The organism is Pseudarthrobacter sp. J1763 (assembly GCF_050490295.1).
Lineage (GTDB): Bacteria > Actinomycetota > Actinomycetes > Actinomycetales > Micrococcaceae > JBNPEO01.
Window position 1 is genome coordinate 93,094 of record NZ_JBNPEN010000008.1, and the last position, 25,933, is coordinate 119,026.

At 58.4% G+C, this 25,933-nt stretch carries 20 protein-coding genes and 2 tRNA genes; 19 read left to right on the forward strand and 3 right to left on the reverse strand.

Features of this window, described 5'->3' with window-relative positions:
- Nucleotides 1-28: 28 nt before the first annotated feature.
- Nucleotides 29-2,650, reverse strand: coding sequence for a valine--tRNA ligase (gene valS / locus ACQQCD_RS09905; protein ID WP_430268214.1), 2,622 nt, complete (start codon nucleotides 2,648-2,650; stop codon nucleotides 29-31).
- 50 nt (nucleotides 2,651-2,700) lie between these two features.
- Between valS and ACQQCD_RS09910 the strand changes: the two genes are divergently transcribed.
- From ACQQCD_RS09910 to ndk, 6 genes are all read left to right on the forward strand, one after another.
- Entirely contained in the window at nucleotides 2,701-3,084 is a 384-nt protein-coding gene (locus ACQQCD_RS09910) for a DUF488 domain-containing protein (RefSeq protein ID WP_430268215.1), read from the forward strand.
- Nucleotides 3,081-3,839, forward strand: a complete 759-nt coding sequence (locus tag ACQQCD_RS09915; protein ID WP_430268216.1) for an SDR family oxidoreductase — start codon at nucleotides 3,081-3,083, stop codon at nucleotides 3,837-3,839. Before ACQQCD_RS09910 ends, ACQQCD_RS09915 begins: the two co-directional genes overlap by 4 nt.
- A 276-nt stretch (nucleotides 3,840-4,115) precedes the next feature.
- Entirely contained in the window at nucleotides 4,116-7,436 is a 3,321-nt protein-coding gene (gene ileS / locus ACQQCD_RS09920; RefSeq protein WP_430268217.1) for an isoleucine--tRNA ligase, read from the forward strand.
- Entirely contained in the window at nucleotides 7,433-8,794 is a 1,362-nt protein-coding gene (locus ACQQCD_RS09925) for a bifunctional folylpolyglutamate synthase/dihydrofolate synthase (protein WP_430268218.1), read from the forward strand. The genes ileS and ACQQCD_RS09925 overlap by 4 nt, the downstream gene beginning before the upstream one ends.
- 3 nt (nucleotides 8,795-8,797) lie before the next feature.
- The gene (locus ACQQCD_RS09930) at nucleotides 8,798-9,256 is read left to right on the forward strand and encodes a DUF4233 domain-containing protein (RefSeq protein ID WP_430268219.1); all 459 of its coding nucleotides are present in this window, start codon (nucleotides 8,798-8,800) and stop codon (nucleotides 9,254-9,256) included.
- Between the two features lie 64 nt (nucleotides 9,257-9,320).
- Entirely contained in the window at nucleotides 9,321-9,737 is a 417-nt protein-coding gene (gene ndk, locus ACQQCD_RS09935; protein ID WP_430268220.1) for a nucleoside-diphosphate kinase, read from the forward strand.
- A gap of 69 nt (nucleotides 9,738-9,806) precedes the next feature.
- On the opposite strand, the gene ACQQCD_RS09940 is transcribed toward ndk, so the two are convergent.
- Nucleotides 9,807-10,424 (reverse strand): vitamin K epoxide reductase family protein, encoded by a 618-nt coding sequence (locus ACQQCD_RS09940; protein ID WP_430268221.1) that lies wholly within the window; start codon nucleotides 10,422-10,424, stop codon nucleotides 9,807-9,809.
- 472 nt (nucleotides 10,425-10,896) lie between these two features.
- Here ACQQCD_RS09940 and ACQQCD_RS09945 point away from each other — a divergent pair, with 472 nt between their 5' ends.
- From ACQQCD_RS09945 to ACQQCD_RS10005, 13 genes are all read left to right on the forward strand, one after another.
- Nucleotides 10,897-14,412 (forward strand): Rne/Rng family ribonuclease, encoded by a 3,516-nt coding sequence (locus tag ACQQCD_RS09945; RefSeq protein WP_430268222.1) that lies wholly within the window; start codon nucleotides 10,897-10,899, stop codon nucleotides 14,410-14,412.
- Nucleotides 14,413-14,549: 137 nt separating this feature from the next.
- Nucleotides 14,550-16,184 carry a bifunctional hydroxymethylpyrimidine kinase/phosphomethylpyrimidine kinase gene (locus ACQQCD_RS09950; RefSeq protein ID WP_430268223.1) on the forward strand — a complete coding sequence of 545 codons (1,635 nt, stop codon included), beginning with the start codon at nucleotides 14,550-14,552 and terminating at the stop codon, nucleotides 16,182-16,184.
- A gap of 346 nt (nucleotides 16,185-16,530) precedes the next feature.
- Complete coding sequence (gene rplU / locus ACQQCD_RS09955) at nucleotides 16,531-16,839, forward strand: 50S ribosomal protein L21 (RefSeq protein ID WP_430268245.1); 309 nt, start codon at nucleotides 16,531-16,533, stop codon at nucleotides 16,837-16,839.
- Nucleotides 16,840-16,890: 51 nt separating this feature from the next.
- Nucleotides 16,891-17,154 carry a 50S ribosomal protein L27 gene (gene rpmA / locus ACQQCD_RS09960; protein WP_430268224.1) on the forward strand — a complete coding sequence of 88 codons (264 nt, stop codon included), beginning with the start codon at nucleotides 16,891-16,893 and terminating at the stop codon, nucleotides 17,152-17,154.
- Nucleotides 17,155-17,272: 118 nt separating this feature from the next.
- Complete coding sequence (gene obgE / locus ACQQCD_RS09965; protein WP_430268225.1) at nucleotides 17,273-18,877, forward strand: GTPase ObgE; 1,605 nt, start codon at nucleotides 17,273-17,275, stop codon at nucleotides 18,875-18,877.
- Nucleotides 18,867-20,000 (forward strand): glutamate 5-kinase, encoded by a 1,134-nt coding sequence (gene proB / locus ACQQCD_RS09970; protein WP_430268226.1) that lies wholly within the window; start codon nucleotides 18,867-18,869, stop codon nucleotides 19,998-20,000. Before obgE ends, proB begins: the two co-directional genes overlap by 11 nt.
- A 26-nt stretch (nucleotides 20,001-20,026) precedes the next feature.
- Nucleotides 20,027-21,358 carry a glutamate-5-semialdehyde dehydrogenase gene (locus tag ACQQCD_RS09975; RefSeq protein WP_430268227.1) on the forward strand — a complete coding sequence of 444 codons (1,332 nt, stop codon included), beginning with the start codon at nucleotides 20,027-20,029 and terminating at the stop codon, nucleotides 21,356-21,358.
- A gap of 115 nt (nucleotides 21,359-21,473) precedes the next feature.
- On the forward strand, nucleotides 21,474-21,710 hold the full coding sequence (locus ACQQCD_RS09980) for a hypothetical protein (RefSeq protein WP_430268228.1): 237 nt from the start codon (nucleotides 21,474-21,476) through the stop codon (nucleotides 21,708-21,710).
- A 9-nt stretch (nucleotides 21,711-21,719) separates the two neighbouring features.
- Nucleotides 21,720-22,376, forward strand: coding sequence for a nicotinate-nucleotide adenylyltransferase (nadD, locus tag ACQQCD_RS09985; RefSeq protein WP_430268229.1), 657 nt, complete (start codon nucleotides 21,720-21,722; stop codon nucleotides 22,374-22,376).
- A gap of 7 nt (nucleotides 22,377-22,383) precedes the next feature.
- A complete protein-coding gene (locus tag ACQQCD_RS09990; protein WP_430268230.1) occupies nucleotides 22,384-23,571 on the forward strand; it encodes a hypothetical protein in 1,188 nt (395 codons plus the stop codon).
- Between the two features lie 39 nt (nucleotides 23,572-23,610).
- On the forward strand, nucleotides 23,611-24,045 hold the full coding sequence (rsfS, locus tag ACQQCD_RS09995; protein ID WP_430268231.1) for a ribosome silencing factor: 435 nt from the start codon (nucleotides 23,611-23,613) through the stop codon (nucleotides 24,043-24,045).
- Between the two features lie 139 nt (nucleotides 24,046-24,184).
- Nucleotides 24,185-24,260: transfer RNA gene (locus tag ACQQCD_RS10000), tRNA-Ala, on the forward strand.
- 65 nt (nucleotides 24,261-24,325) lie between these two features.
- Nucleotides 24,326-24,401 (forward strand) — tRNA-Ala (locus ACQQCD_RS10005).
- Between the two features lie 118 nt (nucleotides 24,402-24,519).
- Here the strand turns inward: ACQQCD_RS10005 and ACQQCD_RS10010 are convergent.
- Entirely contained in the window at nucleotides 24,520-25,821 is a 1,302-nt protein-coding gene (locus ACQQCD_RS10010; RefSeq protein WP_364275828.1) for an ISL3 family transposase, read from the reverse strand.
- Between the last annotated feature and the right edge of the window lie 112 nt (nucleotides 25,822-25,933).

The window sequence follows — 25,933 nt, forward strand, 5'->3', positions numbered from 1 at the left end:
TAACGGTGCGGGGTTTTGTCTAGTGTGCCTAGCTCTGTGCGGCTTCCTCGGCCGGGGCCAATTCAACAGCCGAGACGCTCAGTTCACCCTCGCCTGCAACGAGCATGATTTCCCGGGCGTTACTGGCGGCCTTGAGGTCAACCAGCCCTGCTTCGAGTTGCTTGACCAGCTGCTCCGGCGCGGTGATCGTCGCTGAGAGGACCTCGGTACGTTGCTTCACCTTGGCCTCGGACTTCGCCTTGCGGACACCGCTGAGCGCCAGTCCCACGGTGGCAAGCATGGACAGATCTCCGTCAACACCCTGCAAGGCTGTGGGCCATGCTGCGCGGTGAACGGAACCGGTGCGCCACCAGCCCCAAACCTCTTCGGTGGCGAAGGGCAAGAAGGGAGCAAAGAGTCGCAACAAGGTGTCCAAGGTGGTGGCTAGGGCAGCCAATACTGAAGCTTGTTCGGCCTCGCCTGCAGCACCGTAGGCGCGGTCCTTGATGAGCTCAACGTAGTCATCGGTGAACTGCCAGAAGAACGATTCGCTCAATTGCAAAGCGCGGGCGTAGTCGTACTTCTCGAAGGCCGCCGTGGCTGCCGCCGTGACGTTGGCCAGTTGGGTGAGCAGTGCGCGGTCCAAGGGGTTGGTGACTACTGAGAGATCGTTACCCAAAACGGAGTTCTCGGTGGCGCCCAGGTTCAGCACAAACTTGGAAGCGTTCAGGAGCTTGATCGCCAAGCGGCGGCCAATCTTCATCTGTGCAATCTCGTAAGCGGTGTCCGCCCCCAATTTGGCCGAGGCTGCCCAGTAACGGACAGCGTCAGAACCGTATTCGTTGAGCACGTCCGTAGGAACCACCACGTTGCCCTTGGACTTGGACATCTTCTTGCGGTCTGGATCCAGGATCCAGCCGGAGATGGCGGCGTGCCTCCACGGAGCCGAGCCCTGCAAAGCATCGGCACGCACTGCGGAGGAGAACAGCCAGGTGCGGATGATGTCGTGGCCCTGAGGACGCAGATCGAAGGGGTAAACCTTGGAGAAGAGTTCTTCGTCGCGGCTCCAGCCACCCACAATCTGCGGTGTCAGGGATGACGTTGCCCAAGTGTCCAACACGTCTGCGTCGCCAATAAAACCACCGGGTGCGTTGCGCTGATCTTCGGTATAACCGGGAGCTGCGTCGGCAGCGGGATCCACGGGAAGCATCTCGTCGCTGGGGACAAGGGGGCTATCGAAGTTCGGGTTACCCTGAGCATCCAGCGGGTACCAAACTGGAACGGGAACACCAAAGAAGCGCTGGCGGGAAACTAGCCAGTCACCGTTGAGGCCGGAGATCCAGTTTTCGTAACGTGAACGCATAAAGGCCGGGCGGAAATCGATCTCCTCGCCACGGCCAATGAGGCGTTCGCGGCGGTCCTCGTCGCGGCCACCATTGCGGATGTACCACTGACGCGAGGTAACCACTTCGAGCGGCTTGTCACCCTTTTCGAAGAAGTTCACCGGGTGCATAATCTTCTTCGGTTCCCCGTCCAGCAGGTCCGCAGCGGTTAAGAGTTCAACCACAGCTTCCTTGGCTGAGAACGCGGTTTTACCGGCAATTGAGGCATAAGCCTCGCGTCCAGCAGGCTCAGTGATCCATTCGGGAACCTCGGCGATGATGCGGCCGTCGCGGCCCATAATGGCGCGTGTGGGCAGCTGAAGTTCGCGCCACCAGGTGACGTCGGTCAGGTCACCGAAGGTACACACCATGGCTATGCCGGAACCCTTGTCCGCCTTGGCCAGCGGGTGAGCCAATACTTCTACTTCTACGCCGAAGATCGGTGAGGTGACCTTTTTGCCGAACAACGGTTTGTAGCGCTCGTCATCCGGGTTGGCAACCAATGCAGCACAAGCCGCGAGGAGCTCCGGGCGAGTGGTCTCGATGAAGATCTTCTCGCCGTCCTCGGTGAAGAACGGATAGCGGTAGTAAGCGCCAGCAACTTCGCGGTCTTCCAGCTCAGCTTGAGCCACAGCGGTGCGGAACGTCACGTCCCACAACGTGGGGGCTTCAGCCATATAAGCGTCGCCAGTGCTCAGGTTCGCCAAGAAAGCGCGCTGAGACACAGCACGGGAGACATCATCAATGGTGCGGTAAGTGAGCTTCCAGTCCACGGAAAGCCCCAAAGTCTGGAACAAGTTCTCGAAGATCTTCTCGTCCTCAACGGCGAGCTCTTCACACAGTTCAATGAAGTTTCGGCGGGACACCACATCAAAGTCGCGCTGGTTCTTCGCAGCGACCGCGGGCGGGCGGTAGTCGGCGTTGTAGGGCACTGAAGGATCGCAACGAACACCGTAGTAGTTCTGCACGCGGCGCTCAGTAGGCAGACCGTTGTCATCCCAACCCATCGGGTAGAAAACGTTTTTGCCGTTCATTCGCTGGAAGCGAGCCAACACGTCCGTCTGAGTGTAAGAGAACATGTGGCCCACGTGGAGTGAACCTGATGCTGTTGGCGGGGGAGTGTCAATCGAGTAGACCTGCTCGCGCGTGGTCTCGGTGTCGAAGTTGTACGTTCCTTCGCTCAGCCAACGCTGAGAAAGTTTGGTCTCCAAACCCTCCAAAGCGGGCTTGTCTGGAACATTGATAGGGGCGGTGGTGGGCGTGTCTGTACCCTGCGTGTCTTCAGCCATGGGTCAATTCTTTCATGTTCTGTAGCCGCCATTTGCAGTAGCATCCGAACATGAGTGACTTGGGCCAAGAACTGGTGGTTAAGCGTGTCTACGAGCCCGCCGCGGATGAGGATGGAACGCGGGTTTTGGTAGACAGGCTTTGGCCCCGCGGCGTGAGTAAGGAACGCGCCAAACTCGATCTCTGGCTCAAGGAGATTGCGCCGTCACCACTGCTACGCAAGGAATTCGCTCACATGCAGGATCGCTTCGCTGATTTCAAAAGCCAGTACTTGCACGAGTTGAGTCAAGCTCCGGAGCAGAGTGCCGCCGTCGACCTTCTCCTGGCGCATGTCCGCAACGGTGAGCACGTGACGTTGTTATATGGGGCAAAAAATCCAGACGTGAACCATGCAATTGTTTTGAGTGAATTCTTGCGCGCTAGGCTTGCATCATGACTTTGGCAGCAAGCGGTAGAGCGGCAGTAGTAACCGGTGCAAGCACGGGAATTGGTGAGGCCACAGTCCGCCGTCTCACCGCTGCCGGATGGCGCGTTTTCGCTGTAGCGCGCCGCGCAGAACGTCTCGCTTCGCTGGCCACTGAAACCGGCGCCGTTCCCGTAAGTCTGGACATTACTGACGACGCCGGAATTGCAGCTTTGCTGGCACAGGTCACCGAAGCGGGAGGAATTGATACTTTGGTCAACATCGCCGGCGGTGCCCGCGGCGTTGACAGTGTTGCCAACGCGAAAACGGAAGACTGGGAATGGATGTTCCAAGTCAACGTGGTGGGCACCATGAAGCTCACACGTGCGTTTTTGCCGATGCTGCGTGAAAACGGCGAGGGCACCGTTTTGAACCTCACCTCAACTGCGGCGCAGTCAGCCTATGAGGGTGGCGGCGGATACAACGCCGCCAAATTCGCTGAGCACGCCATGACCGGTGCGTTGCGCCTCGAAGAAGCCGAGCACAACGTGCGCGTGATTGAAGTTGCGCCAGGTATGGTGCAGACCGAGGAATTTTCGCTCAACCGCTTGGGTGACGCCGGTGCTGCCGCGAAAGTCTACGCCGGCGTGGATAAGCCACTGACCGCGGACGACGTTGCCGAAGTTATTGAGCACGCTGTGTCTTTGCCGCACCACGTCAACTTGGATCTGATCACCATCCGGCCGGTGGCACAAGCCGCCAATCACAAGGTGATCCGCAAATCCTAGCTAGCCGTTAGACTAGTAATACAAGCATTGACCCGGCCATCACCGGTGAGCTTCCGGAAGAACACAACCACACCAGAACATCTTTTATGCGTGGATGTCAGTAGAACCGGACGGGTAAGCCCGTTACAGCAGATAATGAGCGGCCAAACGCGCTTCCCCCGGGGCGCACGTTTGGTAAGCGAGGTGGTACCGCGGTTCTGTATTTTGGCCAAGTGCTGAGAAACAAATTCGTCCTTGCATCCTGTCAGTCACGTTGCTCATACCAGGATGTTAGAGATGCCAAAGTATCCCAAGGCCACCACTTCCCCCGACGCTTCAGGCGTGTCCACCTCAGTGAAGTTCCCGCACATCGAAGAGCGGATCCTCAAGTACTGGGACCAAGACGGCACCTTCCAAGCGAGTATCGATCAGCGCCCTGCACAACTGGACGGGGAAGCTCCTGGAACCAACGAGTTTGTGTTCTATGACGGCCCGCCCTTCGCCAACGGCCTGCCTCACTACGGTCACCTTTTGACCGGTTACGCCAAAGACCTCGTGGGCCGCTACCAGACTCAGCGAGGCCGCCGGGTGGAGCGACGCTTCGGCTGGGACACCCACGGTTTGCCTGCTGAGCTCGAAGCCATGAAGCAACTGGGTATGACTGACAAAACCCAGATCGTGGCCATGGGCATCGACAAGTTCAACGATGCTTGCCGTTCCTCAGTGATGAAGTACGCGGATGAATGGAAGAACTACGTCACCCGCCAGGCCCGCTGGGTTGACTTCGAAAACGACTACAAAACACTCAATGTTGAGTACATGGAGTCCGTGTTGTGGGCATTTAAACAGCTCCACGAAAAGGGACTGACGTATAACGGGTACCGCGTCCTTCCGTACTGCTGGAAGGACGAGACACCGCTGTCCAACCACGAGCTGCGGATGGATGACGACGTCTACAAGGACCGTCAGGACCAGACAGTCACAGTGACTTTCCCGCTCAAGGCTGGTAGTTCGGCGCTCTCCCAAGAGCTCGCAGGGGTTCTCGCCTTGGCCTGGACCACCACACCCTGGACCTTGCCTACCAACCTGGCCCTCGCCGTCGGGCCTGAGGTTAATTACGTAGTGGTGCCGGCCGGCCCCAACGGTGTTAAGGCCTCCGCTGTTGCAGCTGACGCTAAGTTCCTGATCGCCGCTGACTTGCTGGGCGCTTACGCCAAGGATTTGGGGTACGACGACGGCGCTGCCGCGACTGCCGCCGTGACGGCAACTCACCGTGGTGCAGACCTCGCCGGAATCAGTTATGAACCACTGTGGAACGACTTCGCGGACACCGAGAAGTACGGCACCGAGAACGCTTGGCGGATCCTCGTGGCTGACTACGTCACCACCACCGACGGTACGGGTATTGTTCACCAGGCTCCTGCCTATGGTGAAGATGACCAGAAGGTCTGTGAAGAGGCTGGCATTCCGGTGGTGCTCTCGGTAGATGAGGGCGCAAAGTTCTTGCCACTTTTTGCTAACGGCCCGCTTGCCGAGATTGTGGGCTTGCAGGTCTTCGAGGCCAACAAACCCATCACCGCTTTGCTGCGCGCTGAAGGCCGTTTGGTACGCCAGGCCAGCTACGAGCACTCCTACCCGCACTGCTGGCGTTGCCGTAACCCCCTGATCTACCGCGCGGTGTCCTCGTGGTACGTCTCCGTCACGGCTTTCAAGGACCGTATGGTGGAGCTCAACCAGGAGATCAACTGGATCCCGGATAACGTCAAGGACGGCCAGTTCGGCAAGTGGTTGGCCAACGCCCGCGACTGGTCAATTAGCCGTAACCGTTTCTGGGGCAGCCCCATCCCCGTGTGGCAGTCCTCTGATCCGGAGTACCCGCGCACCGATGTGTACGGCTCTTTGGCTGAGATCGAAGCTGACTTTGGCCGGATCCCGCTCAACCACCAGGGCCAGCCCGATCTGCACCGTCCCTTCATCGACGAGCTGACTCGCCCCAACCCGGATGACCCGCGCACGCCAGAAGAAGGTCAGTCCGTGATGAGTCGTGTTGAGGACGTACTGGACGTGTGGTTTGATTCCGGATCCATGCCGTACGGCCAAGTGCACTATCCCTTTGAGAACCAAGATTGGTTTGATTCTCACAACCCGGCTGACTTCATTGTGGAGTACATCGGACAGACTCGCGGCTGGTTCTACATGCTGCACATCCTCTCCACTGCGCTCTTTGACCGTCCAGCTTTCCGCAATGTCATCAGCCACGGCATTGTGCTGGGTTCCGACGGTCAGAAGATGTCCAAGTCTTTGCGGAATTACCCTGACGTTTCAGAGGTTCTGGACCGTGACGGTTCAGACGCCATGCGTTGGTTCTTGATGTCCAGCCCCATCCTGCGTGGCGGCAACTTGGTAGTGACCGAACAGGGTATCCGCGACGGTGTTCGTCAAGTGATCTTGCCGCTGTGGAACGTGTACAGCTTCTTTACCCTGTACACCAACGCTGCCAATGGTGGCGCTGGCTACGAGGCTAAGCTGCGCTACGACGGCTACCAAGACACGATGGATCAGTACCTGTTGGCCAACACCGGGGACCTAGTCCGCGATGTCACCGAGGCTCTGGACAGCTACGACATTTCAGGGGCGTGTGATGCCCTGCGAAGCTACTTGGACATGCTGACCAACTGGTATGTGCGCCGTAGCCGTCAGCGGTTCTTTGACGAGAGCACTGACGCCTTTGACGCTTTGTACACGGCCCTGGAAGCCGTGTGCCGTGTTGCTGGCCCGCTGTTGCCGCTGGTGACTGAGGAGATCTGGCGTGGACTCACCGGTGGCCGTTCGGTTCACCTCACGGACTGGCCCAACGTTGATTTGTTCCCGGCCAAGCCTGACTTGGTCCAGGCTATGGACCGCATCCAGCAGATCTGTTCGGTTGGTTCGAGCTTGCGAAAAGCCGCGAAGTTGCGCGTTCGTTTGCCGCTCCAGGAACTCACTGTGGTGGCACCCAACGCTGCATCACTGGGCGACTTTGCCTCCGTCGTCGGGGAAGAGTTGAATATCCGTTCGGTCAAGCTTCTGGACGCGGAGACTGCCTCCCCTGAAGAGTTTGGGATCGAGCAGAAACTGGTGGTGAACGCACGGGCCGCGGGCCCGCGTTTGGGCAAAAACGTTCAGCTCGCCATCAAGGGTTCCAAGTCGGGGGACTGGTCAGTGTCCGACGCCGGTGTTGTTACCTCGGGTGGTTTGGAACTTGAACCGCAGGAGTACACGCTAGAAACGGTGGTGGCCGGCGCTGGTGAGGGTTCGGGCAAAGCAGTTGCAGTACTGCCCGGTGGTGGCTTCGTGGTGCTGAACACCGAGCTGACCCCGGAGCTCGAAGCTGAGGGACTTGCTCGTGACATGGTTCGCACAATCCAACAGGCCCGTAAGGATGCTGACCTCAACGTCAGCGACAGGATCCGCACCACTGTGACAGCCGCTGCAGCAGTTATCGCAGCGCTTGAATCTAACGCTGAGTTGGTCAAGGTTGAGACTCTCACCGAGGAGTGGGAGCTGGTTGTTGCGGATTCTTCCAACAGCTCTGATGCAAGTGACGCGCACGTTGTAGTGGAGAAGGTAAAGGTATGAGCGACGAATTCTCAGTAGAGAGTGTCTACGCAGAACTGTTGAGCCGTGCCCCGGAGAACAAAATGGAGCCGCGTTTGGCTCCGTTGTTCCGGGCCATGGAGGTTTTGGGTGAGCCTAACAAGGCATTCCCGATCATCCACGTCACGGGCACCAATGGAAAGACCTCTACGGCCCGCATGATCGAATCCGGCTTGCGTGCGCATGGCTTGAGTACTGGACGGTACACGAGTCCGCACCTGGCCAAAGTGACGGAGCGCATTTCGATTGATGGCGAGCCGGTAGCCGATGAAACCTTTGTGCGAATTTGGGATGAGATTCACCCCTATTTGGACATTGTTGATGCCGAATTGGATGGCAAGGGCGAGCCGAAACTCACCTACTTTGAATGCGTTACCATTCTGGGCTTCGCTATCTTCGCCGATCAGCCGGTTGATGTGGCCGTTATTGAGGTGGGTCTTGGCGGCATCACCGACGCTACTAACGTTGGTGATGGCCAAGTCTCGGTGATCACACCAATTTCCTTGGATCACACCGATCTTTTGGGCGACACTACGCAGGACATTGCCCTTGAGAAGGCTGGCATCATCAAGCCTGGTGGTTTTTTGGTTAGCGCCGTTCAAGACGTTGAAGCAGCCCAAGTGCTTTTGGAAAAAGCGCGGGAAGTGGACGTCCCGTTCCGCTTTGAAGGTGTTGAGTTTGGGGTGGAGTCCCGCCAGATCGCCGTTGGTGGTCAGGTGCTCTCCATCCAAGGCCTCGCTGGCCGCTACCAAGACATTCTTCTGCCACTCCATGGTGCGCACCAAGCGCAAAATGCTGCGGTGGCCGTTGCCGCCCTTGAAGCGTTTTTTGGTGCCGGAGAGCGTGAACTGGATGCTGAGATTGTGGCGGAAACCTTTGCAAACGTCACTTCTCCAGGGCGTCTAGAAGTTGTTCGCACAGCTCCAACCATCATCGTGGATGCTGCCCATAACCCTGAAGGAATTCGAGTTAGTGCAGAGGCCATCACGGAGGCCTTTAGCTTCAGCAAGCTAGTGGTGGTTTTGGGTGTTCTGCGCGAGAAGGATGCCGAGGAAATCCTCAAGCAATTGCGTGAGTCTTTGGGCGAGCTATTGGGCGAGATCTGCTTTACACAGTCCACCTCACCGCGTGCGATTCCGGCCGGGGAACTCGCTGAATTGGCAATTGACCTTGGCTTTGGTGAAGAGAACGTCAAGATTGCTGAGTCTTTGGACGATGCTATTGAGTGGGCTGTTGAACGCTCTGAATCCAATGAGGATTTGGCTGGCGGTGTGTTGGTCACTGGTTCAATCACGCTAGTTGCTGAGGCTAGGATGCTCCTCGCCAAGGCAGGGGAATAGGTTATGGCTAAGTTGACCAAGGCTCAGCGCGAGTGGCGCCCCGGAATGCCTAAAAAACGGCGTTCCACCAAAGTGATGTTTGCCTCTACCGTGTTGTTGCTTGAGGCGTTTGTGGCGTTCTTTGCCACGCTTGTGGTGTTTGGTTTCAAGCGCAATGAACTCAACCCCGCTTTGATCCTCACGGTTGGTATTGCTGTGGCCGTGATTATGGTGGTGGCTTGTGCTTTCTTGAGTAAGCCCTGGGGCGTTGCGCTGGGGTGGCTGCTTCAAGTGGTGTTGATTCTCACCGGCTTTGTTGAGCCAATGATGTTTGTGGTGGGTGTTCTGTTTGCTGTGGCATGGTGGTACGGCATTCGGACGGGCATCCGGATTGACACTGAGAACGCCCAACGCGAGCGTGAGCAGGCCGCGTGGGATGCCGAACATCGCGACGTAGCACCCGGCGGAACCGCAGCCAGCTAAGCAAGAAGTGGCTGAAAGCACGTAAGCTTTTGTTGATATCCCAAACCCAACTTTTGGAGCGATTGTGAGCATTGAACGCACACTAGTACTCGTCAAGCCCGACGGTGTGGCACGCAACCTGAGCGGCGCCATCCTGGCCCGCATCGAGGCCAAGGGTTACACCCTTGTGGAGCTCAAGAAGGTCAACGCGAGCCGCGAATTGTTGGAGCAGCATTACGAGGAGCATGTAGGCAAGCCGTTCTACGAGCCGCTTGTTGAATTTATGCTCAGCGGCCCGGTAGTGGCAGCGATCTTTGAAGGCCACCGCGTTATTGAAGGCTTCCGCTCCTTGGCGGGAACCACTGATCCAACCACAGCAGCGCCGGGCACCATTCGTGGTGACTTTGGCCGCGACTGGGGCCTGAAGGTCCAGCAGAACTTGGTTCACGGCTCGGACTCAGTAGAGTCAGCCGAGCGCGAGATCGGCATCTGGTTCTCCTAAAACTTTCCACTAAAAAGCTGTGGCCGGGTTGTCCCCGGCCACAGCTTTTTTGTTTATGAAGTTCTTGGCTCAGTAGCCGGAGGTGCCGATGAAGACGGCGATGAATCGGAAGAACACAGCGGCAATAACACCGACGTACAGCAGTACCACAACGGCCCAGCCCCATTCGCCGAGGAACTTGGTCAGCGCGGCAGGTGCGGGGATCACGCCGTGTATCAGGTTCCGGGTGGTCACCCAAATAAACATGGGGATCATCATGGCCCAGACCACCATGCAGAACGGGCAGAGAATTCCAATTACGTAGAGCGCTTGGCTAAAGAGCCAGCAAACAAAGATGAATCCAAGCGTTACGCCAGCTTGAAGGCCAAGCCAGTACCAACGCGTAAACTTGGCTCCGGCCAGAATCCCCATGGCGGTGGTGATGATGATGGCAAAAGCCACAATCCCAATAAACATGTTGGGGAAGCCGAACAATGAGCTCTGCCACGTCTTCATCACCTGGCCGCAGGAAACCCAAGGGCTAACGTCGCACGCTGTGATGTGGTTAGGGTCTTTGAGTACTTCGAGCTTCTCCAAGACCAACCAGCCCGAGGCGATCCATCCGACGATTCCGGTGATCAGGAGAAGCCAAGCAAACGGTTTGTCTCGAGTCATGGTGGGAATGGTTTGTGGTGCTGGGGAGGGCATGGGTTATTCGTCCTTCGTTGGGATTACCTTCGGTGATTGTAGCGCCCGTAGATGGGCACTTCCCTGAATAGTGTTCTGGGCTAGGGCGCCGGCTACCGTGCCGTGACGCGCTGAAGCGTTCGGCTTGTGAGAGAATGTGCTTGTCTGGTTACCGATCCACACTCGGTCTCCAGTCCGGCAATACGTCAAGAAGACTGCTGATGAAGAATCGGTCCGCACGCGAATCCTCTGGATTTAGCAACGGACCTGATAGCCATCAGGCGGCACCTGGCTATAGCACGTGGCAAGTTTGCTACACGTGACATGGCGGGTTGTGATGCGATTGACGGTCTTAGGGACTTGCCGCACCCAGATGATGGTGCGAACCCAAAGACAAACCACTGACTTCCGTTAACGCCTGCGGGTTTTGACAATTATTGGCCCTATGGGGCGCTGGCTGTGGGGCGGCTACCGGGGCAGGAGTATTGCCACTATGGACAGTGACCAAATAACAACGGGTAATGACGAATCAACGTCAGCACCACAGCAAAACACCAACGCTGATACCAATGAATCAGCCAAAGCGCCCGCAAAGCGCCCCACGCGTAGCCGCCGCAAGCCAGCCGCAGCAGCCACTAGTACCTCTGAAGCTGACGCCAGCGAAGCAATCGACGCTACACCGGCCGCTGTAACGAATGCAGCGGAAGCTACCGCCGAGCCAGCGCCCAAACGGACCCGCAAAGCACCAGTTCGCCGGACACGTAAAGCAGCTGCTCCGGGTGAGTCAGCGGCTCAGCCAACCACTGAAGCAGCGCCAGTGGAACCAGTGCAGGTAGAAAGTTCGACGTCGGAAGCCGCAACTGCTGCCCCGGCCCGCCGCACCCGCACCACCAAAATGAAGGCCCAACCGGCCGCTAGCCGCCAACGCGCCAGCCGCGCAGCAGCCACTGTAGAAGCCGCTGCGCCTGAAGTTTCAGAGCCTGAAGCTTCAGCCGCCGTCGTTGAAGCCCCTGTTGTAGAAGCACCTGTGTCTGATGCAACTGTGTCTGAAACACCGGTTGCTGAAGCCACCACCAGAGGAGCTAGTCGCCGAAATTCAGGACGCAACACCTCACGTAATTCGCGCAGCAAAAAGCCAGTCACCGATGAGGCAGCTTCCCACCCAGCCGAAGAACCCCAGCTCACCGAGGAAACCCAGCCAGCTGGAACGGCAACACCTGAGGTCAAGGAAGCTGCGCCGTCTGTCACCACGGAGGACGGAGCAGTTCCGGCAGAAGAGAAACCTGCCCCGTCTATTACTTCGCTGTTTATGGAGCCCGTCTCGGCGAGCTCGGTGATTTTCCAGGCCCCTGACTTGAGCGTGGTTGTTCGCACCCCCGCCGAGGTCAGTGCCGACATTGATGAAGCTGAGGACCTCGACGAGGAAGAGGGCGACGCCGGTTCACGCCGTCGTCGTCGTAGCCGTAGCCGCCGCAACCGCTCCCGCGGTGGTTCCCGGAACGAATCCTCTGAGAATCCGGACACGGACGAGTCTGAGGATCCCAACGAGGAAGAGGTTGAGCCGGACAACGACAGCAATAACGACGGCGTGACCTCACGTCGGCGTCGGCGTCGCCGCCGCGGTGACCAGGATCTTGAGTTGACCGGTGGTGGAGACGACGATCCGCCCAACACGGTGACCCGTGTGCGTGCTCCGCGTGCCGTCACTGAGTCTGCACCGTCAAACCGGGTTACCAGTGTCAAGGGTTCCACTCGTTTGGAAGCTAAGAAGCAGCGTCGCCGGGAGTCTCGCGAGACTGGCCGTCGCCGCCAAGTCATCACGGAAGCCGAGTTCTTGGCTCGCCGTGAATCCGTAGACCGCCAAATGATTGTTCGTCAGCGCGACGACAGGATTCAAATCGGCGTCCTCGAAGACGGCGTATTGGCAGAGCACTTTGTCTCCAAAACGCAGCAGGACTCGCTGATTGGCAACGTTTACTTGGGCCGCGTGCAGAATGTTTTGCCGTCCATGGAAGCTGCATTTGTGGACATTGGACGTGGCCGTAACGCTGTCCTGTACGCAGGCGAAGTCAACTGGGATTCAGTTCATCTCGAAGGAAAAGCTCGCCGCATTGAGAATGCTTTGAAGTCCGGCGATTCCGTTTTAGTTCAGGTGTCCAAGGACCCGGTAGGGCACAAGGGTGCTCGACTGACGAGCCAGATTTCGCTGCCGGGCCGCTACTTGGTGTACGTGCCGGGCGGTTCAATGACGGGCATTTCCCGTAAGCTCCCGGACGTTGAGCGTAACCGTCTCAAGCGCATTCTGAAGGACCGTTTGCCGGAAAACGCGGGCGTTATTGTTCGCACGGCTGCTGAGGGTGCTTCTGAGGAAGAGCTCACGCATGACATCAATCGTCTGCGCGCTCAGTGGGAAGGTATCGAGTCACAAGCCACCTCCACCAAGATCCTTGCTCCTGAACTGCTCTACGGCGAACCTGACCTCACCATCAAGGTAGTGCGTGACGTTTTCAACGAGGACTTTTCCAAGTTGATCGTCTCCGGTGAAGAAGCGTGGGACACCATTGAGGCCTACGTTACGTACGTGGCGCCGGATTTGGTGGGTCGTTTGGAAAAGTGGACCGAGGACCGGGACATTTTCTCCGCATGGCGCATTGATGAGCAGATCCACAAGGCTCTGGACCGTAAGGTCTTTTTGCCCTCTGGTGGTTCCTTGGTCATTGACCGCACCGAGGCCATGACCGTGGTGGACGTCAACACTGGTAAGTTCACCGGCAGTGGCGGAAACCTTGAAGAAACGGTGACAAAGAACAACCTCGAAGCCGCTGAGGAAGTTGTTCGTCAGCTTCGCCTGCGTGACATCGGTGGAATCATTGTGATCGACTTCATCGACATGGTTTTGGAGTCTAACCGCGACCTCGTGCTGCGTCGTATGGTTGAGTGCTTGGGCCGGGACCGGACTAAGCATCAGGTGGCCGAAGTGACATCATTGGGCCTAGTGCAGATGACGCGTAAGCGTATGGGCACAGGCTTGCTTGAGGTATTCGGTGAGCAGTGCGAGGTCTGCGACGGTCGTGGTGTGGTTACTCACGACGAACCCGTTGAACACCGCCGTTCCAGCACCTCGTCCGCTGATCACCAGCACCGGGATCACAGCCGGGAGGCCCAGCGTGATCAAAACCGTGAGCAGAATCGGGATCAAAGCCGCTCGGAAAACCAGCAGCCCAGCGTACGGAGCGAACGTCGCCGTCGTCGTGGCAAGGGTGGAAACGTGGCAGGCGAGCAGCAGCAACAGCAGCAGCTCGAACTGATCCCGGCGAACCCGGTAGCGGTTGAAGAAGAGTTTGACGAGGATCGCCAGGCTAAGGCTGAAGCGGTTCGCCACGCGCTGGCTAACATCGCCGCTGCAGCTCACGCAGCCCATGCTCATAACGAGGATGCTCATAACGACGATACCCAGAGCGCCGACGCTCATAACGCGGACGCTCATAGCGCCGACGCTGATGAGAGCGACGCGACTGCCGCTACTCAGGCGACAAGCGCTGAGAAGGGCACGGAAGCTGTGGAGAACGAAGGTGCCGCTCGCGCTGTGCTTCGTTTTGACGGTGAAGAAGTAGTCATTCCGGTGGCAACAAGCACGGCAGCGGCAGTCAGTGCTGCACCGGCTCTGAGTTTGGACGTGCTCAACGCAGCTTTCGCTACGCTTGGCGGTAATGACTCTGCGGCCACTGAACCGGCAGACGTCGAAGCAGCTACTGACGAACCGGCTACAGCTGTGGCAGCACCCGTTGGTAGCAGCACCAGTCGTGGACGTCGTCGCCGTAGCGCAAGCCGTGCACAGGGCGCAGCGTTGGAAACAAACGTCGAGCTCCAGAGCAATGTTGCACCAGCAAGCTCCGGAACTCACGAAGCTAAGGCACCTGAAGCTCAAGAGCTCACCAAAAGCGTTCAAGCGCCGGCTAAGCAAGCACCGGTGATCTTGGGTGTTGGTGTCCCGGCCTCTGAACTCTAGGGCCTCTGAACTCTAAGGGCTCGGAACTCTAGAGGTTCGGGGCTGGTTCTGAGCTAGCGTCACAAGAGGAGCATCCCTGCTAGGGGTGCTCCTCTTTTGCTATAGATTGGGGGCAAATCTTGAAGGGGTTCCACGGAATGGCAACAGAATTGACTCAGCCCAGCATTTTTCCGCACCACTTTGCCCTAACGGATCATCCTGCCTCGACGCCTGAGACGGCACACAATGGGCAACAGCGGATTCCACGGGTGTTAAGCATTGCTGGCTCAGACCCTTCGGGCGGGGCAGGAATTCAAGCAGATCTCAAAAGTATTGCAGCCAACGGCGGCTACGGAATGGCTGTGATCACCGCGCTCACGGCACAAAACACTCGAGGTGTTCAGGGTGTGCACGTGCCACCAACAGTTTTTTTGAATCAACAGCTTGAATCGATTTCCGCTGACATTGACGTTGACGCCGTCAAAATCGGGATGCTCGGCAACGCTGAGGTGATCCGTACGGTCGCTGCTTGGTTGACGAGAACGCAGCCAGCCGTCGTCGTACTGGATCCTGTTATGGTGGCCAGCAGCGGTGACCGGCTATTGGATCCGGACGCCGAAGCAGCCATGCGTGAGCTTTTACCGTTGGCGGATTTGATCACCCCTAATATTCCTGAACTGGCAGCGCTTTTAGGCGAGCCTGTGGTGCAATCGTGGGCGGAGGCCCTCGAGCAAGGAAAGCGCTTAGCTGCAGAACTGGGTTCTACGGTGCTGGTCAAAGGCGGCCATTTGGACGGTCCGGTATGCCCTGACGCACTAATCAACACCGTTGGTTTTCTTGCCGAAGAGGTGGTGCTCTTTGAATCGGCGCGGGTAGATACTCGCAACACCCACGGGACCGGATGCTCCCTCTCCTCAGCCTTAGCCACCATCTTTGTCTCCACGCAGGATTGGGTACTTTCTGTTCGGGAAGCCAAATCATGGCTGGTTGACGCCCTTGAAAGTGCCGACCAGCTCAACGTTGGGAGCGGCCACGGACCGGTGAACCACTTTCACGCCCTATGGAATGGCCAGGCTTGGAGCGGTCATCAACCCACGTCAACACCGAACGGGACGGCGGGGGAGCACGCTCGTGAGTGGTGGCGGCTCGCAGCGGAGTCCTTGAGTGCCATCTACAAGCTCGGCTTCATCAAGGAGCTCAGCGATGGTTCCTTGAGTGCCAAAGACTTCGCCTATTACCTCTCGCAAGACGCCCTGTACCTCAACGGGTATTCACGGGTGTTGCAAAGAGCCAGCGAGCTTGCGCCACACCAAGGGGCAAAAGACTTCTGGGCTCATTCGGCTGCTCAGTGCATTGAGGTCGAAGCAGAACTTCACCGCAACTGGTTGTCCTCCTACGCAGATGGTGGTTTCGTCGGCTCTCCAATCGGTATCACCCCACCCGGGCCCGTAACGCAGACCTATTTGGATCATTTGGATGCGGCTGCTGCCCAGGGCAACTATCCCGTGGTGGTTGCGGCAGTTCTGCCGTGTTTCTGGCTTTATGCCGAGGTGGGCGCAGTACTCTACGCACAATTTTGTGATGCGGGGGAGCCGGCCACACATCCCTATGCCCAATGGTTAAAGAATTATGCGGATGAGGAATTTGCCGAGGCAACCCGGACGGCAATTACTCTGGCGGATGAGGCTGCAGTTCGTGCTTCAGCGCCCGAGCGGGAAGCTATGAAGACTGCTTTTGCGGCGGCTTGCCAGTATGAGGTGGAATTCTTCGACGCGCCACGCCGCCACGGATAGGTTTCTGGCCATAGAGTCAGGCTAGAATAGTCAAGCGCGGTTTCGACGTGCACTCGGATGAAAGTTGGCTTCGGCCAACGGATTAGGTCCGGAAAGAATGTGGTGTCTACCACGGGAAGCGTGTCGAAGCCAGCCTCATTTGCAGCGAGTAGCGGAATTAGCGTATTCTAGTTCTTCGGTGCTTACGCCAACACTTGGGTTTGATCCTGGTGGTATTTATCCACGGATTCCCACACGGAGCTCTTTTGAGTTCCACGGCGTTGAGGCACAGCAAGGGTCAACAGCATTCAATGCAGATCCTTCACGCAAACTTTAGTAAGAAACGTCGAGAGAAGTGAGTTCCCAAGTGGTGTACGCGATTGTCCGCGCCGGCGGCCGCCAAGAGAAGGTCTCCGTTGGAGACTACGTAACCCTTAACCGCGTCGCCGGTGGAGCAGGTAGCACCATTGAGCTGCCCGCACTGCTTTTGGTAGATGGTGACAAGCTCACCACTGCTGCAGCTGACCTGGCCAAGGTTACGGTTACTGCTGAAATCCTAGAAGATTTCCGTGGCCCGAAGATTGTCATTCAGAAGTTCAAGAACAAGACCGGCTACAAGAAGCGCCAAGGTCACCGTCAGGAACTGACCAAGGTAAAGATCACCGGTATCAAGTAACTTTCGGGTTGCTTCCAGGTTTTCACATAGTCGTAAAGGTAGGCATTTCAAATGGCACATAAAAAAGGCGCGAGCTCCACTCGCAACGGTCGTGACTCCAACGCCCAGTACCTGGGTGTAAAGCGCTTCGGCGGCCAGGTTGTTTCTGCAGGCGAAATCATCGTTCGCCAGCGTGGCACCCACTTCCACCCGGGTGCCGGTGTGGGACGTGGCGGCGACGACACCCTGTTCGCACTCGAGGCAGGTTCGGTTGAGTTTGGTACTCGCCGTGGCCGTCGCGTAGTGAACATTGTTGCTGCTGCTGCCGCAGAGTAATAAATAGTTTTTGCCAGTGGAGCGGGCCCTCGGGTCCGCTCCACTGTGCTTTTAACAGCATTAGAATCGAACAAGGTGCCCGCAGGGTATTGAGTTCTAGAGCATTGAGGAGATCCACGTGGCCAGCTTTGTAGACCGGGTAGTACTTCACGTATCCGGCGGTAGCGGCGGCCACGGTTGTGTTTCCGTCCACCGCGAAAAGTTCAAGCCTTTGGGCGGACCCGACGGCGGTAATGGTGGCGATGGCGGTGACGTGATTCTTCGCGTTGACGGCCAAACCACAACGCTTTTGGACTACCACCACGCACCCCACCGTCACGCCAGCAACGGCGGACCGGGTATGGGTGACTGGCGCGGCGGAAAGAGCGGTGAGACGCTCATCCTGCCCGTACCAGACGGCACGGTAGTCAAAAACAAGGACGGCGAAGTACTCGCTGACCTGGTAGGTATTGGCGCCGAATACATGGCCGCAGCAGGCGGTCTGGGTGGTTTGGGTAACGCTTCGCTGTCATCACAAAAGCGCCGTGCGCCCGGCTTTGCACTCTTGGGTATTGAGGGCGACGCTCGAGACATCGTTCTAGAACTCAAATCCATTGCAGATATTGCGTTGGTTGGTTTCCCCTCGGCCGGTAAATCCAGCCTGATCGCTGCGATGTCCGCGGCCCGGCCCAAGATTGCCGACTACCCCTTTACTACCTTGGTCCCGAACCTGGGCGTGGTCCAATCGGGTGACGTTCGCTTCACCATTGCAGACGTCCCGGGCCTCATCGAAGGCGCCAGCGAAGGAAAGGGATTGGGACACCACTTCCTGCGCCACGTTGAGCGTTGCGCTGCACTGGTACACGTTCTGGACTGCGGAACGCTTGAAGCTGACCGCGATCCGCTCAGCGACTTGGCAACCATTGAACAAGAGCTTGACCGTTACGCCGTAGACATGAGCTACGCAGGCGCAGACGGCGAAGTGATTCCCCTCAATCAACGCCCCAAGCTTGTTGCTCTGAACAAGGTTGACTTGCCTGACGGTAAGGACATGGCAGAGTTCGTTCGCCCCGAGCTTGAAGCCAAGGGCTACCGGGTATTTGAAATCTCGGCCACCAGTCACGAAGGCTTGCGTCAACTGGGCTTTGCCATGGCAGAGATCGTTCAGGCCGCTCGGGATGCACTAGCTTCTGCGCCGCCCAAGGTTCAGGCACCTGTATTGCGCCCGCGCGCAGTCAACGAGTCTGGCTTTAAGATCCGTCGTGAAGAGAAGAACCTCGAGCCGTTGTTCCGCGTATTGGGCGACAAGCCTGTGCGCTGGGTCAAGCAGACTGACTTCACCAACGAAGAAGCTATTGGTTACTTGGGTGACCGTCTGGCCAAGCTCGGTATTGAAACTGAACTGTTCAAGATGGGTGCCACCCCTGGTGACACAGTGGTTATTGGTGAAGACGACGGCGTTGTCTTCGACTGGGAGCCCACCATGATGGCCGGTGCAGAACTTCTTGCCGCACCTCGCGGTACTGACGTTCGTATTGCCGACATTGGCGATCGCCCCACCCGTTCACAGAAGCGTGAAGAGCAGATCGAACGTCGTGACGCGAAGGCGGCAGCACGTGCTGAGCTAGAAGCCGAGCGTAGGGCGGGAATTTGGACGGAGTCCACGAACCGCCGTCGTACACCTGCACCGTTGACCGAGAGCGCACTGGACAATGACGATTTTGCCGACGGGGATGAGCACTAGTCCTCAGGGCCTCAGAGGCCGAGAAGTTTTAGCTGCGGCCAACCGCATTGTGGTTAAGGTAGGTTCGTCCTCCCTGACCAGTATCAAGGGTGGTATTTCCGAATCTGCCCTGACCGCGCTGGTGGACGCACTCGCGGAACGCAAAAATGCGGGAGCCGAAATCATTTTGGTCTCTTCTGGTGCCATCGCCGCGGGCTTGGCGCCGCTTGGCCTAGTCCGCAGGCCCCGCGATCTTGCTACCCAGCAAGCAGCGGCGAGCGTGGGGCAGGGCCGGCTTATGGCCAAGTACACCCATGCCTTCGGCGCGCACGGAATCAACGTCAGTCAAGTTCTTTTGACGGCCGAGGATCTAGTTCGCCGCACGCAGCACGCCAATGCCTTCCGTGCGCTCAACCGGCTGCTGCACCTTGGTGTAGTTCCGGTGGTCAATGAGAATGACACGGTGGCCACTCATGAGATCCGATTTGGTGACAATGACCGGCTTGCTGCTTTGGTAGCGCACTTGGTCCGTGCTGATGCCCTTTTGCTGCTCTCAGACGTAGACGCCGTTTACGATGGCCCACCCAAGGACGGCGCGCAACGTATTGAGCGTGTTGATTCCTACGAGGATCTTGCAGAAGTGGTCATCGGCAAAACCGGCGCCGCAGGCGTTGGTACCGGTGGGATGGCAACCAAGATCGAGGCAGCAAGTATCGCCGCTGGATCCGGTATCAACGCCCTGGTGACCTCCACGGCAAATGCTCGTGCCGCCCTTGCTGGGGAGGATGTTGGAACGTGGTTCGCCGTAAGTAGCTCGCGCAAACCCATCCGTTTGCTCTGGCTTGCCCACTTGGCATCCGTTCGTGGGCGCCTCACCTTGGACGACGGCGCCGTCCGCGCGATCCGCGATAGGCACAAGTCTTTGCTTCCGGCTGGCATTGTTGCAGTCACTGGGGACTTTGAAGCTGGCGACCCAGTTGAGTTGGCCAGCAAGGACGGCGAAGTGGTTGCTCGTGGGCTGGTCAATTATTCGGCTCACGAGCTTCCCCAAATGCTGGGCCACTCCACTATGGAGCTTGCGGAAAGCATTGGTCCGGAATATCAACGCGAAGTTGTTCATGTTGATGACCTGGTGGTTCTCTAGACTGCGCTTTGTTCTAAACTTGGGTTATGACAACTGCTGACATTTCCCTAGATTCATCGCGTCAAGATAGCTCTGAGCTGCCCGGCGCTTTGGATCCAGTGCAGTTGGAGGCAGCGGTACACGCCATCGCGGACCGTTCACGGCTGGCTGGTCGGCGTATGGCACGGGCCAACCGGGCATGGAAAGACAAGGGCTTGCGGGCAGTTGCAGCCAGCATTGTGGAGGCAGCACCGGCCATCCTGGAAGCTAACGCCGTAGACGTTGAAAACGGCAAAGCCAAGGGGATTTCCGCTTCCATGCTGGACCGTTTGAGCCTAAACACTGACCGCATCAAAGCGTTGGCTGCGGCCCTGGAAAACCTTGCAGGTCTGCCCGATCCCGTAGGAAACGTGGTGCGTGGCCAGACTCTTCCTAACGGCCTGCGCTTGCGTCAGGTTAATGTTCCCCTAGGTGTAGTTGCAGCTATCTACGAGGCACGTCCTAACGTGACGGTAGATATTGCTGGCTTGGCTCTAAAATCAGGCAACGCCGTGATCCTGCGAGGTGGTAGCGCTGCTTCGCAGACCAACCAAGTGCTGGTATCCGTGCTGCGTGAGGCTTTGGACTCGGTGGGACTACCTGCCGATGCTGTTCAATCCGTGGATCAGTACGGCCGCGCCGGCGCTGACGTTTTGATGCGGGCCCGGGGCCGGGTTGATGTGTTGATTCCTCGAGGTGGCCGCGAACTCATTCAGTCAGTGGTGACAAATGCCGCAGTTCCTGTGATTGAAACGGGGGAGGGCAACGTCCATATTTACATTGATGCCTCGGCTAGCGAGGATATGGCTGTGGAGATACTCCTCAACGCCAAAACTCAGCGTCCCAGCGTGTGCAACACGGTTGAGACGCTGCTGGTGCACCAAGACTCCACGGTCCTCCCCGCCGTAGCTCGTGCCTTGCGCGCCGCCGGTGTAAGACTGCACGTGGACGAACGCGTGATGCCTTTGTTGCCTGCGGGGAATGACTTGAGTCCCGCGGACGACGACGATTGGGGCACCGAATACATGGATCTGGACCTCGCCGTGGGAATGGTTGATTCCATGGATGAAGCGCTGAATCACATTCGGCGTTGGACCACTGGACACACTGAAGCAATTCTGACCAACGATCTGGCCAACGCTGAACGATTCATCGCAGAGATCGACTCGGCAGCCGTGATTGTTAACGCGTCTACGCGTTTCACGGACGGCGGTGAACTTGGTTTAGGCGCGGAAGTTGGCATCTCTACGCAGAAACTTCACGCTCGTGGCCCTATGGGTTTGGGTGAATTGACCACAACAAAGTGGATAGTCCAAGGTGAGGGCCAAATCCGCGCCTGAGCACGCGGTAACATGGGAGACGTCTCTTGAGCGGAACGCACTCTGCTTGTGGACTGCATGAAGTGTCCGGGTTGCTAGCGCGCCCAATGAAGTTCTTGGAACAGAAGGGGTCAAAATGTTGACTCAGCTTGCCACTACCGTCCTGGCTGCCGCAGAAGTTGCCCACGAAGAGCCTGCACCGCTTTTGGCTGAACCGTGGGTTTTTGGAATCTGCATGTTCGCAGTACTGCTGGTGATGATGTTTGTGACCCTCTCCTACACGAACTTGGGTAACCGCCATGATGTTGTGGAGGAATCCGAGGATCCGCACCGTCAGCACCCCAATAACCACAACGAACACCACGGCCACTGAGCTTCCCCAGTGGTAGAGCAACAACGCCGCTTTCGCCTAGGTGTAATGGGTGGAACTTTTGACCCCATCCACCACGGTCACTTGGTGGCAGCCAGCGAGGTTGCAGCCAAGTTTGCCTTGGACGAGGTAGTTTTTGTTCCTACCGGTGAGCCTTGGCAAAAGGTCAAAAAGGACTTAAGTCCAGCCGAGCACCGTTATTTGATGACCGTGATTGCTACGGCGGCAAACCCACGTTTTACGGTAAGTCGGGTGGACATTGACCGCCCTGGCCCCACGTACACCATTGACACTTTGCGGGATTTGTCCCGTTTACGGCCAGACGCGGACCTGTTCTTTATCACTGGAGCAGACGCAATGGCGCAGATTTTGTCTTGGAAAGACGTCAACGAGTTGTGGAACTTGGCTCACTTTGTGGGAGTCACACGGCCCGGACACGAACTCCATAACCTTGGTCGTCAAGACGTCAGCCTGTTGGAAGTGCCAGCCATGGCCATCTCCTCTACGGACTGCAGAGCCCGTGTGGCTGGAGGAAACCCAGTTTGGTACCTCGTGCCAGACGGTGTGGTGCAGTACATCGCAAAATACGATCTATACGGGGCGGCGAACACCACGGAGAATCATCCGGTGAACGCCGAACGGACAGCAATAACAGCCAGTACTGAATGAGTTTTTGATGAACCAGGAAGAGAAGCCACTTCGCAGCCGCAGGGAACTGAGGGCAACGAGGGCACAGACCGAGGTCCAAGACGGCGAAACACCGTCCGGCGATGCGCCGACCCCGGTTACTTCTCAGAGTTCTGCTCAATCAGATTCTGTTGCTACGGGGCGAATCCGTCGTGTGGCTGATGTGCCAGTTGATGCAATTCCAGAGCGCAAGCCTGCTGAACGTTCCTCGCAAATTCGGGCGAGAGACCGTGCTGCTTTGCGGACCATCAAGCAACTCGCTGAAAAGGAAGAGCAACTCAGCGGGGGACTACCTACCCGCCGGCAGCTGCGCCTTCAACAGCTCAAAGCGCAGGCCGCCACGGCAGGTACCAACCCTCCAACGGTAGAACCACCGTCGATGGGTGTTACCGCTGGGATAGGCCTGGTTTCTCCCGCGGTTCGGGGTGCGGACAGCCCAGCACCCGCGCCCGGCGATGCTGTGAATCCGGCAGACATGAGCGTGGAAGAAGCTCTGGCCGAACGTAGCAAGCTTGAGAAAGCTGCGCAGGAACACTTTGCTGCGCTCGAGAACCTGGGCCCGCAGGATCCGGAAACCGTGGATCCAGAAATCTTGGCCCAGCAAATTGCTCTGGCCGAGCGCGCCGCCATTTTGAATCGGCGGGCCCGGGCTAAGCAAAAGCTTGCCGAAGAACATCAGCAGCGTACTCAGCCCAGCCATGACCCAACGGCTACCAATAACTTGGCCATGATGGCGCCGCAAGAGACGGTACAGGTCCCTGGTGTGGGTCACCCCGTGCTTCGACGGCCCGCCACCTCACATGTTCCGGTGGTCCCAGCATTACTCCCGAGAACTGCGGCACCAAAGCGTGGAGCCGATACGTCAAGTACGGATAAACCAGGAACTCCGGTATCTGGCCGCTCAGAAATCTTGGCTCGGGCCGAAGCAGTAGCCCGTGCCAATGGTGAGGTTGTGGACGAACCGGCAAGGGACGGCGCTGAACCTCACAACGACGCCGAACTGCAGAGCCCGCGCGTAGCGGCCCGCGCTGCCTACGGGCTTGACCCCTTGGACGCTGCCACGGCCGGATTGGCCCACGCGCAACGCGTCCGTTTGATGCAACTTGCGGTATTCGCGGTAGGAATTATCACGCTGATCGCTGGAATCATCATGCTCATTACCGGCCTCAACTCTTGAGCCGGATCCAACAAAGCTTGACCAAACATTAGGAGAACCATGACCGCCACGGAAGCATCCGTAGCCCTCGCCCGTACAGCAGCCCGTGCTGCGGCAGACAAGATTGCCCAAGACATTGTTGCTCTGGATGTGAGCGAACGATTGGCGCTCACAGACATCTTCCTCATTGCCTCGGCTGACAACGAACGCCAGGTCAACTCCATTGTTGATGGCATCGAAGAAGAAATGAGCAAGCTGGACCGTCGCCCGATTCGGCGTGAAGGCCGCTCTGGCGGACGTTGGGTCCTGTTGGATTACGCGGACATCGTGATTCACGTTCAGCACGAGGAAGACCGTGTTTTCTACGCGCTTGAGCGCCTCTGGAAGGACTGCCCTGTAGTGGATCTCCAGCTGGGTGAGGACCCTTCTGCAGCACCGGCCCGCGTTGAAGAACCAGCCGAAGCAAACGCCGACGCCGAGCAGGCAGAAGCGTAGCTCAGGCCCGCAGATTCGCCTTTCTTGCAGGTAAATGTCGATTTGGAATTAGTGGAAGCGCTGTTCTAAGATATTTGAGTTGCTTCGCGGAGAAGCAGTAGGAAACTACTGAAAATCCAAGGAAAAAACATCGCAAGTTGGGGCTGTGGCGCAGCTGGTAGCGCACCTGCATGGCATGCAGGGGGTCAGGGGTTCGAGTCCCCTCAGCTCCACCAATTGACCGCTGGATTCGGCCGAGGCAGGATCCAGCGGTTTTTTGCGAATGAATATCTAAAGTTTTGGGGCTGTGGCGCAGCTGGTAGCGCACCTGCATGGCATGCAGGGGGTCAGGGGTTCGAGTCCCCTCAGCTCCACCAAACAAGTGGTCCTCTCCCTCAGGAGAGGGCCACTTCTGTTTTCATCATGCCTGTCCTACTGGCTTACAGGCCGCAAGTGGCTACCATGGCGGGGACGGCATTTACTGGCTCTTCGGAATCAAGGGTGTAGCGAGGGTCTGAAACCTCCGGCCTCGAGCAGGCTCCTGGCTGTGTAGTTCGCGAGGTTGCGGAAGCCGAGCGCGGAGCCGCGGAGGTGCTCGAGTCGGCCGTTGATCGCCTCTGTCGGACCGTTGCTCGTGCCGGGCAGGTCGAAGAACGCGAGGACGTCCGCGGCGCGCTGCTTCAACGTCCGACCGAGCCGGCGAATCTCGGCCAGCATCGCGGGGACGCCGCTGCTGACGGAATCGATCACCGACCGCATCATCTCCTTCGCCTTCTTCTTGTCGGGTTCGCGGTAGGCGGCGACGATGCGCTGGTAGATGCCCCAGGTCGCTTCGACCTCGACGTGCTCCTCGACCGCGAACACCGCGTCCAGCCGTGCGGTCTGCTTCTCGGTGAGGAAGCTCACGCCGGTGTGGAGGGTGCGGCGGACCCCGTAGAGCGGGTCCCCGGCGTGACCGCGGTGCCCGAGAGTGTCCTGCTGAACCCTCTGCCGGGTCCGGTCCAGGGCGTCACCGGCGAGCCGGACGACATGGAACGGATCCATCACCGGGACCGCGTCGGGGAGTTCCTCGGACGCGGCGGTCTTGAACCCACTGAACCCATCCATCGCGACCACTTCGATCTGCTTCGACCACTCCTTGGGCCGGGCGGCGAGCCACTGCTTGAACACCGCCTTCGACCGACCCTCGACCATGTCCAGCAGCCGTGCGGGACCTGTCTTGTTGCGGGCGGGCGTGAGGTCGATGATCACGGTCACGTACTTGTCACCGAACCGGGTGTGACGCCAGACGTGCTCGTCGACGCCGATCGTGGTGACGCCGTCGAACCTGGCCGGATCGTCGATCAGCCGCCGCTTGCCCTCGGCGAGGATCGCGGTGTTCGCGGTGTGCCACGACACACCCAGGCCTGCCGCGGCGCGGGAGACGGTGAGGTGGTCGACCACGATCGCCTTCAGCGCCCACCCGACCCCGCCGCGGGAGATCTTCGCCCGCGGCGCCGCCGCGTTCGTCGTGTCCTGCCGCCAGGTGCGGCGGCAGTGGCCGCACCGGTAGCGGCGCACCCGCACCAGCAGCGTCGTGGGCCGGTGCCCGAACGGCTCGTGCGCGAGCGGACGCGTCACGGTGTCGCGCGGCACGCCCTCGGCGCCGCACTTCCGACACCACGGGTCATCGTCAACGACGCGGCACTCGAGTACCGCCCGGTCGGGCTCGATCAACTGGCCGATGGCTTCGAGGCCGAGCTCATCGAGACGGCAGAACGTGGTGAGGTCAGGGGTCGCGAACGTAGGGTGGTGCAAGTCGAGGTCTTCCGGCAGATGGGCAGTGTGAGAACTTCCATCCTGGAAGACCTCGACGTCTATCCACGAACCAGCCGCCGACCCTCGACTACACCCTCAACTGCGAAGAGCC

Excerpts from the sequence above, each read along its gene's own strand:
- ACQQCD_RS09980 (WP_430268228.1), top strand. The coding sequence starts at position 21,474 with ATGTTGACTCAGCTTGCCACTACCGTCCTGGCTGCCGCAGAAGTTGCC.
- valS (WP_430268214.1), bottom strand. The coding sequence starts at position 2,650 with ATGGCTGAAGACACGCAGGGTACAGACACGCCCACCACCGCCCCTATC.
- ACQQCD_RS09975 (WP_430268227.1), top strand. The coding sequence starts at position 20,027 with ATGACAACTGCTGACATTTCCCTAGATTCATCGCGTCAAGATAGCTCT.
- ACQQCD_RS09925 (WP_430268218.1), top strand. The coding sequence starts at position 7,433 with ATGAGCGACGAATTCTCAGTAGAGAGTGTCTACGCAGAACTGTTGAGC.
- rsfS (WP_430268231.1), top strand. The coding sequence starts at position 23,611 with ATGACCGCCACGGAAGCATCCGTAGCCCTCGCCCGTACAGCAGCCCGT.
- ACQQCD_RS09990 (WP_430268230.1), top strand. The coding sequence starts at position 22,384 with ATGAACCAGGAAGAGAAGCCACTTCGCAGCCGCAGGGAACTGAGGGCA.
- rpmA (WP_430268224.1), top strand. The coding sequence starts at position 16,891 with ATGGCACATAAAAAAGGCGCGAGCTCCACTCGCAACGGTCGTGACTCC.
- ileS (WP_430268217.1), top strand. The coding sequence starts at position 4,116 with ATGCCAAAGTATCCCAAGGCCACCACTTCCCCCGACGCTTCAGGCGTG.
- ACQQCD_RS09930 (WP_430268219.1), top strand. The coding sequence starts at position 8,798 with ATGGCTAAGTTGACCAAGGCTCAGCGCGAGTGGCGCCCCGGAATGCCT.
- ACQQCD_RS09940 (WP_430268221.1), bottom strand. The coding sequence starts at position 10,424 with ATGCCCTCCCCAGCACCACAAACCATTCCCACCATGACTCGAGACAAA.
- ACQQCD_RS09915 (WP_430268216.1), top strand. The coding sequence starts at position 3,081 with ATGACTTTGGCAGCAAGCGGTAGAGCGGCAGTAGTAACCGGTGCAAGC.
- ACQQCD_RS09945 (WP_430268222.1), top strand. The coding sequence starts at position 10,897 with ATGGACAGTGACCAAATAACAACGGGTAATGACGAATCAACGTCAGCA.
- ACQQCD_RS09910 (WP_430268215.1), top strand. The coding sequence starts at position 2,701 with ATGAGTGACTTGGGCCAAGAACTGGTGGTTAAGCGTGTCTACGAGCCC.
- proB (WP_430268226.1), top strand. The coding sequence starts at position 18,867 with ATGAGCACTAGTCCTCAGGGCCTCAGAGGCCGAGAAGTTTTAGCTGCG.
- ACQQCD_RS09950 (WP_430268223.1), top strand. The coding sequence starts at position 14,550 with ATGGCAACAGAATTGACTCAGCCCAGCATTTTTCCGCACCACTTTGCC.